The 12,682-nt window shown below is 69.3% G+C and carries 10 protein-coding genes and 2 pseudogenes; 8 read left to right on the forward strand and 4 right to left on the reverse strand.

Annotated features, from left to right (window positions below; translation table 11 throughout):
• The first annotated feature begins 11 nt into the window (after positions 1-11).
• The gene (locus tag ACZ3I3_RS01665) at positions 12-452 is read left to right on the forward strand and encodes a tetratricopeptide repeat protein (protein WP_467361976.1); all 441 of its coding nucleotides are present in this window, start codon (positions 12-14) and stop codon (positions 450-452) included.
• Between the two features lie 78 nt (positions 453-530).
• Here the strand turns inward: ACZ3I3_RS01665 and ACZ3I3_RS01670 are convergent.
• From ACZ3I3_RS01670 to ACZ3I3_RS01680, 3 genes and pseudogenes are all read right to left on the reverse strand, one after another.
• Positions 531-1,339, reverse strand: a pseudogene (locus tag ACZ3I3_RS01670) (GntR family transcriptional regulator).
• Positions 1,336-1,879 (reverse strand): annotated as a pseudogene (locus tag ACZ3I3_RS01675) (GntR family transcriptional regulator). The pseudogenes ACZ3I3_RS01670 and ACZ3I3_RS01675 overlap by 4 nt, the downstream one beginning before the upstream one ends.
• A 57-nt stretch (positions 1,880-1,936) precedes the next feature.
• On the reverse strand, positions 1,937-2,815 hold the full coding sequence (locus ACZ3I3_RS01680) for an NAD(P)H-binding protein (RefSeq protein ID WP_467361691.1): 879 nt from the start codon (positions 2,813-2,815) through the stop codon (positions 1,937-1,939).
• 256 nt (positions 2,816-3,071) lie between these two features.
• Here ACZ3I3_RS01680 and ACZ3I3_RS01685 point away from each other — a divergent pair, with 256 nt between their 5' ends.
• The gene (locus tag ACZ3I3_RS01685; protein WP_467361693.1) at positions 3,072-4,091 is read left to right on the forward strand and encodes a lysostaphin resistance A-like protein; all 1,020 of its coding nucleotides are present in this window, start codon (positions 3,072-3,074) and stop codon (positions 4,089-4,091) included.
• Positions 4,092-4,113: 22 nt separating this feature from the next.
• On the forward strand, positions 4,114-4,503 hold the full coding sequence (locus tag ACZ3I3_RS01690; protein ID WP_467361695.1) for a hypothetical protein: 390 nt from the start codon (positions 4,114-4,116) through the stop codon (positions 4,501-4,503).
• 103 nt (positions 4,504-4,606) lie between these two features.
• On the opposite strand, the gene ACZ3I3_RS01695 is transcribed toward ACZ3I3_RS01690, so the two are convergent.
• Complete coding sequence (locus ACZ3I3_RS01695) at positions 4,607-6,919, reverse strand: (Fe-S)-binding protein (protein ID WP_467361696.1); 2,313 nt, start codon at positions 6,917-6,919, stop codon at positions 4,607-4,609.
• A 241-nt stretch (positions 6,920-7,160) separates the two neighbouring features.
• Between ACZ3I3_RS01695 and ACZ3I3_RS01700 the strand changes: the two genes are divergently transcribed.
• The 5 genes from ACZ3I3_RS01700 (at position 7,161) to ACZ3I3_RS01720 (ending at position 12,457) form a co-directional block, all read left to right on the forward strand.
• Positions 7,161-8,171 carry an MraY family glycosyltransferase gene (locus ACZ3I3_RS01700; RefSeq protein ID WP_467361697.1) on the forward strand — a complete coding sequence of 337 codons (1,011 nt, stop codon included), beginning with the start codon at positions 7,161-7,163 and terminating at the stop codon, positions 8,169-8,171.
• Between the two features lie 94 nt (positions 8,172-8,265).
• The gene (dnaK, locus tag ACZ3I3_RS01705) at positions 8,266-10,125 is read left to right on the forward strand and encodes a molecular chaperone DnaK (RefSeq protein ID WP_467361699.1); all 1,860 of its coding nucleotides are present in this window, start codon (positions 8,266-8,268) and stop codon (positions 10,123-10,125) included.
• Complete coding sequence (gene grpE, locus ACZ3I3_RS01710) at positions 10,122-10,781, forward strand: nucleotide exchange factor GrpE (RefSeq protein ID WP_467361700.1); 660 nt, start codon at positions 10,122-10,124, stop codon at positions 10,779-10,781. The genes dnaK and grpE overlap by 4 nt, the downstream gene beginning before the upstream one ends.
• 36 nt (positions 10,782-10,817) lie before the next feature.
• Positions 10,818-11,999, forward strand: coding sequence for a molecular chaperone DnaJ (gene dnaJ, locus ACZ3I3_RS01715; protein ID WP_397618365.1), 1,182 nt, complete (start codon positions 10,818-10,820; stop codon positions 11,997-11,999).
• Positions 12,000-12,004: 5 nt separating this feature from the next.
• Positions 12,005-12,457 carry a heat shock protein transcriptional repressor HspR gene (locus tag ACZ3I3_RS01720; protein ID WP_020269597.1) on the forward strand — a complete coding sequence of 151 codons (453 nt, stop codon included), beginning with the start codon at positions 12,005-12,007 and terminating at the stop codon, positions 12,455-12,457.
• Positions 12,458-12,682: the final 225 nt, after the last annotated feature.

Here is a 12,682-nt window from a genome sequence, read left to right on the forward strand (position 1 = left end):
AGGCCGTTCCGTTGCTGGAGGCCACCCTTGCCCAGTGTGAGCGGGTTCTGGGGGGCTCTCACCCGCACACCCTCATCAGCCGTAACAATCTTGGCGTCGCCTATCGGGACGCCGGGGATCTGCGTAAGGCCGTTCCGTTGCTGGAGGCCACCCTTGCCCAGTGCGAGCGGGTTCTGGGGGGCTCTCACCCGCACACCCTCATCAGCCGTAACAATCTTGGCGCCGCCTATCGGGACGCCGGGGATCTGCGTAAGGCCATCCCGTTGCTGGAGGCCACCCTTGCCCAGCGCGAGGAGGTCTTGGGGGACACCCACCCCGACACCCTCGCCAGCCGCAACAACCTCGCCACCGCCCGTCGAGAGGCCGAAGTTGTGCAGCATGGAAGTACGGCAACCGCAGTGCCCAGGGCCGTACCAGCCGTCCACGACCACTTGGACAGCCCGCCGGGGTGACCGCGATGGCGTCGGCAGGTGGCAGCGGGCGGGCCTTTCCCGGCGTGCGCCAGGCGGTGCCGTTTTGTGCCCTGGTGGTCAGCTTGCCGGCGTCGTCGGCGGCTCAGCCGCACACGGCGAGAACTCGTACTGCAACTCGTACAGATACCCCGCCTTCACCATGGACGTCGCCTCGATCGGGCGTCCGTCGGCCGCGTGGACGACACGGAGCGTGCACAGGACGGGCAGGCTACCGGGGAGGCGTAGGGCCGCGAACTGTTCCTGAGTGGGGACTCGGGCGGAGATTCGGTCCACGCAGTGGTGGGGCGTATGGCCCAGTTGCCTGAGCAGGGTGGCGGTTCCGCCCTTGATGCGCTGGTGGTCCATCAGCGGCGTGTCCCGGCGATCTCCAACGGGTAGTAGGACTGCACGAGTTCGGCCGGTTCGTCGTCGATCAGGAGCAGCTGGCTGCGCAGCACCGCCGTGTCCTCGTCTCGAAGGCCGAGAGCGGTGCGGATGTCCGCGGGCGGATACGTCTCCGTCACGGCGATGAGGGTGATGCGGGCGTCCGTACCGTGCTTGGCCGCCTCGGTGAGATCGGGGTAGGGCTCGCCGGCTGCCGCCGGTGTGAGGGACGTGGCAGGTCGTATCGTCCGCTGCCTGTGCTCGCGGACCGTTACCGCCGCGCCTGCGCGTCCGACCACCAGGCGCTCGTCCTTGCGGAGTTGGAGGGCCTTCTGGATCGTCGCGTTGGAGGCGTCGAAGCGGGTTCGGAGTTGGGCGGTGGAGGGCAGGTTCGCGCCCGGCGGCAGTTCGCCGGTCATGATGTCGTCGCGCAGGTCGGCCGCGATCCGTTCGTGCAGCGAGCGGCGGTCGTGGGCTTCCGGTTCGGCCTTGGGCACGGTCATCCGATTCTGATCTCGTAGCGCAACTGCTGGCGTTGGGCGGGCATCACCATACGGTCCACCTGAATCGGTCGGTCGTCGCGGTCCAGGGTGAGCCTGGTGAGTCGCAGGACCGGGTCCGTCGCGGCGAGCCGCAGGGCCTCTTGCTCCTCTTCATCCGGCAGGCCGGCCGTGACGTCCTCCCTGACCAGCGCTCCGACATGACCCAGCTCGGCGAGGAGGGTGACAGCTCCGCCGCGGATCTTGGCCGTACCCGCGAGTGGCGTGCCGCGGGCGATGGCGGTGGGGTAGTAGGTGTCGGTCAGTTCGTTCGGCTCGTCGTCGAGGAGGATCAGGCGGCGGCGTACGACGACCAGTTCGCCGTCCTGGACCCCGAGCAGCCGCGCGACCCGAGCCGGTGCGGGAACCTCTCCGGCATGGACGATGCGCTGGGAGCCGCGTCGGCCACTGAGCGGCCGCGTCCGCGCTCCAGGCGTCGCCCTGCCCCTGCTCACGCGGTGTCAGATACGGCATCGACGTGCTGACCCACCTGCTCGCGCTCACGAAGTCCTCCCGAGACCCGCAACGTATCCGGTGGCGCTGACAAATCCGCGGTCCTGCTCATCGCGGGGCAGGGAGAAACTCCCGGGCATGGTCGTGTGCCCACTGGGCGAAGGTGCGAGCCGGGGCTCCGGTGACCTCCTGGGCCGTGGGGGACGTGCCGACCGCGGGCGGATCGACTTCCTCGAGCGCCTGCAGGTCTGTCTCGCCGCCCGAATAGTCCTCGAAGCCGAGCAGGAAGTCCGCGCTCTCCGCTGCGAATCCTCCTTGCTCGCGGTAATGCTCCCGTGCCTCCTCCCGGCTCACCGCGTCGAAGCGGACCGGGCGACCGATGGCCTCGGCGATGAGTTCGACCTGGCGCCGATGCGTCAGCAGGTCGGGGCCGTTGAGGGTGTAGGCCCGTCCGCAGTGTCCGTCCTCCAGCAGGGCAAGGGCCGCGACATCGGCGACGTCCTGCTCATGTACCGGGCACCCGGCCGCATCGGGGTAGGGGTCGCGCACCACGCCCTCGGCACGAATCGACGGGCCCCACAGGGCCAGCTTGTTCATCGCGAACTCGCCCGGGCGCACATGAGTCCATTCCAGGCCCGACTCCTCCACGGCCCGCTCCACCGGCAAGTGGAAGTCGGTGTCGAAACCGGCCGTGACAGCCCCGGAGGACAGCACCACGATACGGCGCACGCCGGCCTGCCGAGCCAGGGCGACCACTTCCCGTGCGGTCTCGGCGACCGGGAAGAGATACATACGGTCGATGTCCTCCAACGCGTCGGTGAGGGACTCCGGTTGCGTGAGATCTCCCGCTACCGCGCGCACGCCCTCCGGTAACCCCGCCGGGCGTGGGCTGCGGCTCAGAGCCCGTACCTCCGCGCCGGCGTCGACGAGTTGCCGGACCACGTTCCGGCCGACACTGCCGGTGGCTCCGGTCACCAGAATTGCCATGATGCCCCTTCCGATCGTCACTGGTCGCGGGCACGCCTCACCGAGAGACGAAGTCCGTTCCCATGTCGAGTCGGCCGACGAACGCAGCTGTCCCACGACAGGCTTGTCGGCCACGGCGGTGAGAATGGCAGGCGGCGGGGAAGCGGCTCTAGTCCCTCGCCGAACCCATTTCATAAACCGTGGGCTTCCTCGGAGACACCCGGACACGGCCCCAACCACGGCGCTGATCAATGTGATCCCCTGCATAGTAGGGATCATGACAACGCCGTTACCGCGCCCCACCGGCCTTGCCTACCACCGCATAGGCCACTCCACCGGCCATCACCGCTGGTGGCGGCCCCTGCTCGGCACCCTGCTGTTTCTCGGTGTCTACGCCGTAATCAACCTCGTGCTGTTCGCCCTCTCCTACGGCATCGGGGCAGCGGCCGGGCTCCGTGAACTCCCGGACGGAGGCCACGACTTCGGACCGCTCCTCGACACCGCCCTGGCCCTGACGTCCATCGCGGTCGCCCTGCCCCTGATCCTGGCGGCCGTGTGGTGGCCGGGGCGGCGACGGCCCGGCACTCTGTCGTCCGTCGAGGGACGGTTGCGGTGGCGCTGGCTGGCCTGGTGTCTGCTTGCCGCGGTGCCCCCGGTGGCCGTGCTGGCGCTGACCGCCGCCCTCCTGCCCGACGACGGAACCGACTCGGGGGAGCTCGGCGCGTGGGTGGGCTGGCGATCGTTCCTCGGCTCGCTCGCCGTGCTGGCCGTCCTCGTCCCGGTGCAGGCCGCGGCCGAGGAGTACGTCTTCCGGGGCTGGCTGGCACAGGCGGTCGGCGCTTTCCTCCGTTCTCCGTGGTTCGCGGTGCTCCCGCAGGCCGCGCTGTTCGCCGCCGCCCACGGCTGGGGCACGGGGTGGGGTTTCCTCAGCCTGCTGGTCTTCGGCCTGGTCGCCGGGTGGCTGACCATCCGTACGGGCGGCCTGGAAGCTGCCGTCGCCCTGCACGTCCTGAACAACCTGCTGGCCTTCGGCGTCGCCGCCGCGGTCGTCGACGGGCTGTCGACCGACGAGACCGCCGCCGACTCCCCCTGGCAACTCGCCCTCGCCGACATGGCAACGACCCTGCTCTACGCCGCCCTCGTGCTGTGGCTCGCCCGACGCCGCCGGCCTCAGCGTCTCGCACCGCCGGCGGCCGCGCCCACCCCATGGCCCGCACCGCACCTGCCACCGCAGGTCGCTACGACGCCCAGGACCGTGTCCGGCCCTGGAGACGCGTCGTCTTCACCATGGCAGTAGAGCGAGAGCGAGGATCCCCACCATGCGATACGTACGCCATGTCAAAGGCGCCGTCACCGTCACCGTCGCCACCGCGGTCTGCCACACCCTCATGTCCGCCGGTTTCGAGTGGGCCCGCGACAGCGCAGCCGAGAGCGGAGACACCATGTTCTCCGGCGCCTTCGAGTTCCTGCTCACCACAGCCGCTTCCTGGGTTCTCATGCCCCTTCTGCTGTGGGCCGGCATGCGGATGATGGGGGAGACCCACAACGCCGTGCTGGTGGCCGTCGGTGGGCTGTTCTGGGCAGGGGTCTCCGGGTATTTCACCGACGACATCGACAGGGCGGGCGGGCACATACCGTTCCTGGCTCTCGCCGCATTCATCCTTCTCGGGACGGGGCTGGCCGGGGCCGGCCCCAGCCACCGCGACTGAGACTCCCTCGTGCCGACCGGCGGCACCACCCGCCGGGGGAACACCGACGCCCCCTGCCCGACAACTCGGACAGGGGGCGTCGAGAACTACCCGCGGCAGTCGGCTACTTCACCGGCTCCGGCTCCGGTGCGTTCTCCGAGTCCGTCGTGCCCGCCGGCGGCTCGTCGTCATCGTCCTCGCCCTCCGCCGGGACCGGCGTCTTCACCGAGTCCAGCAGGAGCTGGGCGACGTCCACGACCGTGATGGACTCCTTGGCCTTGCCGTCGTTCTTCTTGCCGTTGACGGAGTCCGTGAGCATCACGAGGCAGAAGGGGCAGGCCGTCGACACGATGTCGGGGTTCACCGACAGCGCCTCGTCGACGCGCTCGTTGTTGATGCGCTTGCCGATGCGCTCTTCCATCCACATACGGGCACCACCGGCGCCGCAGCAGAAGCCGCGCTCCTTGTGGCGGTGCATCTCCTCGTTGCGGATGCCGGGGACGCTGGCGATGATCTCGCGCGGGGGCGTGTAGATCTTGTTGTGGCGGCCCAGGTAGCAGGGGTCGTGGTACGTGATGATGCCCTCGACCGGGGTCACCGGGATGAGCTTGCCCTCGTCCACCAGGTGCTGGAGCAGCTGCGTGTGGTGGATGACCTCGTAGTCGCCGCCGAGCTGCGGGTACTCGTTGCCGAGGGTGTTGAGGCAGTGCGGGCAGGTCGCGACGATCTTCTTCGAGGACTTCGGCTTGGCCGACTCGGGCGTCACCTTGCCCTCGTCGTCCATCTCCTCGCCGAACGCCATGTTCAGCGCCATGACGTTCTCCATGCCGAGCTCCTGGAACAGGGGCTCGTTGCCGAGACGCCGGGCGGAGTCACCGGTGCACTTCTCGTCGCCGCCCATGATCGCGAACTTGACGCCCGCGATGTGGAGGAGCTCGGCGAAGGCCTTCGTGGTCTTCTTCGCGCGGTCCTCCAGGGCGCCGGCGCAGCCGACCCAGTAGAGGTACTCGACCTCGGACAGGTCCTCGATGTCCTTGCCGACGACCGGGACCTCGAAGTCGACCTCCTTGAGCCACTCCAGGCGCTGCTTCTTCGCCAGGCCCCAGGGGTTGCCCTTCTTCTCCAGGTTCTTGAGCATCGTGCCCGCCTCGGACGGGAACGCGGACTCGATCATCACCTGGTAGCGGCGCATGTCGACGATGTGGTCGACGTGCTCGATGTCCACCGGGCACTGCTCGACGCAGGCACCGCAGGTGGTGCAGGACCACAGGACGTCCGGGTCGATGACGCCGTTGTCCTCCAGCGTGCCGATCAGGGGGCGCTCGGCCTCCGCCAGGGCAGCGGCGGGCACGTCCTTCAGCTGCTCCTCGGACGCCTTCTCCTCGCCCTCCATCGTCTTGCCGCCGCCGGCCAGCAGGTACGGCGCCTTGGCGTGGGCGTGGTCGCGCAGCGACATGATCAGCAGCTTGGGGGAGAGGGGCTTGCCCGTGTTCCACGCCGGGCACTGCGACTGGCAGCGGCCGCACTCGGTGCACGTGGAGAAGTCCAGCAGGCCCTTCCAGGAGAACTGCTCGACCTGGGAGACACCGAAGACGTCGTCGTCGCCCGGGTCGGTGAAGTCGATCGGCTCGCCGCCGGAGGTCATGGGCTGGAGGGCGCCCAGCGCCGTCCCGCCCGTCGCCTCGCGCTTGAACCAGATGTTCGGGAACGCCAGGAAGCGGTGCCAGGCGACACCCATGTTGGTGTTCAGGCTGACCGTGATCATCCAGATCATGGTCGTGCCCAGCTTGATCATCGCGAAGAAGTAGACGAGGTTCTGCAGCGCCGCCACGCTCAGGCCCTTGAAGGCCAGGACCAGCGGGTACGAGGCGAAGTACGCGGCCTCGTAGTGGTCCACGTGGTGGAGCGCGCCCTCCAGGCCCCGCAGGACGTAGATGGCCAGGCCGATGGTGAGGATGACGTACTCGACGAAGTACGCCTGGCCCATCTTCGAGCCGGCGAAGCGGGACTTGCGGCCCGGCCGCGACGGCAGGTTCAGCAGGCGGATGACCATCAGGGTCGCGATGCCCAGGGTCGTCATCGCGGCGATGAACTCGATGTAGAGCTCGTAGGGGAGGAAGCCGCCGAGCACCGGCAGCGTCCAGTCGGCCTGGAACAGCTGGCCGTACGCGGTGATGATCGTGGGCGGCAGCGTCAGGAAGCCGATCGCCACGAACCAGTGGGCGATGCCGACGATGCCCCACCGGTTCATCCGGGTGTGGCCGAGGAACTCCTTCACCAGCGTCACGCTGCGCTGGTAGGGGTTGTCGGTCCGGGTACCGGCGGGCACGGGCTGGCCCAGCTTGAAGTACCGGACGAACTGGCCGATCGCGCGTGCGAGCAGCGCGACGCCGACCACGGTCAAGACCAGCGACACGATGATCGCGGCGAGTTGCATGGGGGCTCCTCGGGCCTGCGAGGGTTAGTCGGGGGAACCGGTCGTTCTTCAGGGTTCCCCGAGATTACTAAGCGGTAACTTATGCAGTCCGTCTGAGACTACCCCTATCTTCCGCCGCACTGTAGCCGGGTGGGCAGTGATCTGAATCGCTGAGGGTTGCCTCAGAAGCAGTGCGGAATCCGGCCGCGATCCTGTCGTGTTATTCGTACCGAATTGTCATAGTGACGCCTAACTTATATCCGTGCTCTACGGGATCGCTGCCGCCGCCACCGCCCTCCTCCTCACCGCCCTGCTCGCGGCCGCCCTCCGGATCCCCGCCCTGCGGCTGCGGCTGGTCGAGCGGCGGCGGCAGCGGGAGGTGCCGTTGTCCGGCGGTGTGGCCGTCGTGGCCGTCACCGGATCGGTGGTGGCTGTCCAGGAGTGGGGTTCGGCCGGGGGCGGGATCGAAGGGCTGCTCGTCGCCGGCGGTGTCGTCGCCCTGCTCGGGCTCGTCGACGACGTGTGGCGGCTGCGGCGGCGGGTGCTGGCCGCCGGTACGGCTGTGGCGGCCGCGTGCGTCGTGCCGTACGCGGAAGCCGGGGTGGGGGCCGGGCTGCTCGGGGTCCTGTGGGTCGTGGGGGTGACCTTCGCCTTCCGGGGGATCGATCACGCCGACGGGCTCGCGGGGACGGTCGGGGTCGTCACCGCCTTCGGGGTGGCGGCCTGTGCCGCCGTGGACGTGATGGACGGGATCGCGGTGCTGATGAGCGTGCTGGCCGCCGCGCTGACCGGGTTCCTGCTGCACAACTGGCACCCCGCGCGCGTGGCGCTGGGCAGTTGCGGGTCCATGTCCGCGGGGTTCGTGATCGCCGTGGCCGCCGTGCACGTCCGCGCCGGGTTCGGCCTCGGGGAGAGCGCCGGGGTGCTGTTCGCGCTGACCGCCGTGGTGGGTGCCGACGCCGTACTGGTGTTGTTGTCGCGGCGGTTGGGCGGGCGGGCCCTGCTGCGGAGCGGGCCGGACCATCTCGCGCACCGGCTGCGGCGGCTCGGGCTCACCGTGCCCGGGGTCACTCTGCTGCTGGCGGCCGGGGCGGTCTCCGGTGTGCTCGTCGGGGTACTCGCGCATGCCGGCCGGGTCGGCGGCGACGCCCTGTGGTGGGTGGCCGGAGTGGCTCTCGTGGCCGTGCTCGCCCTCTCCCGTGTCCCTGTGTACGCCGATCGACGCTCAGTATCTCCGCAGGTCAGGGCCTCATTGCGTGTAAGGAACGGATAAGAGTTGAGCCCGTCCGACTCAGGTCTGTTGACCGGTGGGGAGCCGTCGTGCACACTTGAGTCCGTTCCACTCAAGTCAGCTGGAGGAATCAACCATGGCACGTGCGGTCGGCATCGACCTGGGCACGACTAACTCCGTCGTCAGCGTTCTGGAGGGCGGCGAGCCCACCGTCATCACCAACGCCGAGGGCGCCAGGACCACGCCGTCCGTCGTCGCCTTCGCCAAGAACGGTGAGGTGCTCGTCGGAGAGGTGGCCAAGCGTCAGGCGGTCACCAACGTGGACCGGACCATTCGCTCGGTCAAGCGGCACATGGGCACCGACTGGAAGATCGAGCTGGACGGGAAGCCCTTCAACCCGCAGCAGATCAGCGCCTTCGTGCTCCAGAAGCTGAAGCGGGACGCGGAGTCCTACCTGGGCGAGAAGGTGACCGACGCGGTCATCACCGTCCCGGCGTACTTCAACGACTCCGAGCGCCAGGCCACCAAGGAGGCCGGCGAGATCGCCGGTCTGAACGTGCTGCGCATCGTCAACGAGCCCACCGCGGCCGCGCTGGCGTACGGCCTCGACAAGGACGACCAGACCATCCTGGTCTTCGACCTCGGTGGCGGTACGTTCGACGTCTCGCTGCTGGAGATCGGCGACGGTGTCGTCGAGGTGAAGGCCACCAACGGTGACAACCACCTCGGTGGTGACGACTGGGACCAGCGCATCGTCGACTACCTGGTCCAGCAGTTCCAGTCCGGCCACGGCGTGGACCTGGGCAAGGACAAGATGGCCCTGCAGCGTCTGCGCGAGGCCGCCGAGAAGGCCAAGATCGAGCTGTCCTCGTCCACCGAGACCTCGATCAACCTGCCCTACATCACCGCCTCCGCCGAGGGCCCCCTGCACCTCGACGAGAAGCTCACCCGCGCCCAGTTCCAGCAGCTGACCGCGGACCTCCTGGAGCGCTGCAAGACGCCGTTCCACAACGTCATCAAGGACGCCGGCATCTCCATCAGCGAGATCGACCACGTCGTCCTGGTCGGTGGCTCGACCCGTATGCCCGCCGTCGCCGAGCTCGTCAAGGAGCTGACCGGCGGTAAGGACGCCAACAAGGGCGTCAACCCGGACGAGGTCGTCGCCATCGGCGCCGCCCTGCAGGCCGGTGTCCTCAAGGGCGAGGTCAAGGACGTCCTGCTCCTCGACGTCACCCCGCTGTCCCTCGGCATCGAGACCAAGGGCGGCATCATGACCAAGCTCATCGAGCGCAACACCACGATCCCGACCAAGCGGTCCGAGATCTTCACGACGGCCGAGGACAACCAGCCGTCCGTGCAGATCCAGGTCTACCAGGGCGAGCGCGAGATCGCGGCGTACAACAAGAAGCTCGGGATGTTCGAGCTGACCGGTCTGCCCCCGGCGCCCCGCGGCGTCCCGCAGATCGAGGTCTCCTTCGACATCGACGCCAACGGCATCATGCACGTGACCGCGAAGGACCTGGGCACGGGCAAGGAGCAGAAGATGACCGTCACCGGCGGCTCCTCGCTGCCGAAGGACGAGGTCGACCGCATGCGCCAGGAGGCCGAGCAGTACGCGGAGGAGGACCACAAGCGCCGCGAGGCCGCCGAGTCCCGCAACCAGGGCGAGCAGCTCGTCTACCAGACGGAGAAGTTCCTCAAGGACAACGAGGACAAGGTCCCCGGCGACATCAAGACCGAGGTCGAGGAAGCCGTCGCCGAGCTGAAGGAGAAGCTCAAGGGCGAGGACACGGCCGAGATCCGCACCGCCACGGAGAAGGTCGCGGCCGTCTCGCAGAAGCTCGGCTCGGCCATGTACGCCGACGCGAACGCCGCGCAGGCCGGCGGCGACTCCGCCGGAGCCGGCGCGGGTGCCGGTGCCGGTGACGCGAAGGCCGACGACGACGTCGTCGACGCCGAGATCGTGGACGAGGACCGGAAGGATGGTGCCGCGTGACGGAGGAGACCCCGGGCTTCGACGAGCAGCAGCCCGACGTCCCTTCCGGCGCCACCTCCGACGACGCCGAGCCGAAGGCCGCCGACTCCCCCACGACGGAGGAGCAGGCGGCCCCGGCCGGGGACACGGGCCAGGACGTGGCTCTGGTGGCCCAGCTGGACCAGGCCCGCACGGCGCTCAGCGAGCGCACGGCGGACCTCCAGCGCCTCCAGGCCGAGTTCCAGAACTACCGCCGCCGGGTCGAGCGCGACCGGATCGCGGTCAAGGAGATCGCCATCGCGAACCTCCTGACCGAGCTCCTGCCCGTGCTCGACGACATCGGCCGCGCGCGTGAACACGGCGAACTCGTCGGCGGCTTCAAGTCCGTCGCCGAGTCGCTGGAGAGCACGGCGGCCAAGATGGGCCTCCAGCAGTTCGGCAAGGAGGGCGAGCCCTTCGACCCGACGATCCACGAAGCCCTGATGCACAGCTACGCACCGGACGTCACCGAGACGACGTGCGTCGCGATCCTGCAGCCCGGGTACCGGATCGGCGAGCGCACCATCCGCCCCGCGCGGGTGGCGGTGGCCGAGCCCCAGCCGGGGGCGCAGACGGTCAAGGCGGACGAGTCCGCCGAAGCCGACGACAAGGAGAGCGGTGGCCCGGAAGAGGGCTGACGTCATAGCGGACGAAGGGAAGGAGGGGCGTCGAGGATGAGCACCAAGGACTTCATCGAGAAGGACTACTACAAGGTCCTCGGCGTCCCCAAGGACGCCACCGAGGCCGAGATCAAGAAGGCGTACCGGAAGCTCGCCCGCGAGTACCACCCGGACGCCAACAAGGGCAACGTCAAGGCGGAGGAGCGCTTCAAGGAGATCTCCGAGGCCAACGACATCCTCGGCGATCCCAAGAAGCGCAAGGAGTACGACGAGGCACGCGCCCTCTTCGGCAACGGCGGCTTCCGCCCGGGGCCCGGCGCGGGCGGCGGCTCCTTCAACTTCGACCTGGGCGACCTCTTCGGAGGCGCCCCGGGCGGCGGCCAGGGAGCCGGCGGCTTCGGCGGTGGACTCGGTGACGTCTTCGGGGGCCTGTTCAACCGTGGCGGCGCGGGCGCGGGGACGCGCACGCATCCGCGGCGCGGCCAGGACATCGAGTCCGAGGTCACGCTGAGCTTCACCGAGGCGATCGAGGGCGCGACCGTCCCGCTGCGGATGTCCTCGCAGTCGCCCTGCAAGGCCTGCTCGGGCACCGGCGACAAGAACGGCACCCCGCGGGTGTGCCCGACCTGCGTCGGCACCGGGCAGGTCGCCCGGGGCAGCGGCGGTGGCTTCTCCCTCACCGACCCCTGCCCGGACTGCAAGGGCCGCGGCCTGATCGCGGAGAACGCCTGCGAGGTCTGCAAGGGCAGCGGCCGGGCCAAGTCCTCGCGGACCATGCAGGTGCGCATCCCCGCGGGCGTCAGCGACGGCCAGCGGATCCGGCTGCGCGGCAAGGGAGCGCCGGGCGAGCGCGGTGGCCCGGCGGGCGATCTGTACGTGGTCGTGCATGTCGACTCCCATCCGGTGTTCGGCCGCAAGGACGACAACCTCACCGTCACCGTCCCGGTGACCTTCGCCGAGGCGGCCCTCGGCGGCGAGGTCCGGGTGCCGACGCTGGGCGGCCCGCCCGTCACGCTGAAGCTCCCGCCGGGGACGCCGAACGGCCGTACGATGCGGGCCCGGGGCAAGGGCGCGGTCCGCAAGGACGGCACCCGCGGCGACCTTCTGGTCACCGTCGAGGTGAGTGTTCCGAAGGACCTGACGGGGAAGGCTCGTGACGCGCTCGAGGCGTATCGCGAGGCGACCGCGGGTGAGGATCCGCGGGCGGAGCTGTTCCAGGCCGCGAAGGGAGCATGAGTCAGATGGACGGTCGTCGACGCAACCCGTATGAACTGACCGAGGAGACCCCGGTCTACGTCATCTCGGTGGCGGCCCAGCTGTCCGGCCTGCACCCGCAGACCCTGCGCCAGTACGACCGCCTGGGCCTGGTGTCCCCGGACCGCACTCCGGGCCGGGGCCGTCGCTACTCGGCCCGCGACATCGAACTGCTGCGCACCGTCCAGCAGTTGTCGCAGGACGAGGGCATCAACCTGGCGGGCATCAAGCGCATCATCGAACTGGAGAACCAGGTCGCCGCGCTCCAGGCCCGGGTGGCCGAGCTGGAGGACGCGCTCGACGGCGCGGCGGCGGCCATGCGGCAGCGCGAGGCGGCGGTGCACGCGTCGTACCGCCGTGATCTCGTGCCGTACCAGGAGGTCCAGCAGACCAGCGCGCTGGTCGTGTGGCGGCCGAAACGGCAGCAGCAGTCGGACTGACGTGACTGACGCGCGTACGCCTGTGAAAGGGGCCGGGAGGAGACTCCCGGCCCCTTTCGTATGCCTTGGGCCGTCTTAGGGTGTTTTCGCCGGGCCTCCTGTGGATGACCGGATGGTGCAAGTCACTTGGAGGTGATTCCGCAGAGTCTTCACAACTGCTGCGGAGCGTGGTGTTGTCATCTCGTTAAGTGGTTCCGCTTGACGCTAGGGGGCGCACCCGCGTTG

The sequence above is a fragment of the Streptomyces sp. NPDC016851 genome, from assembly GCF_055562795.1.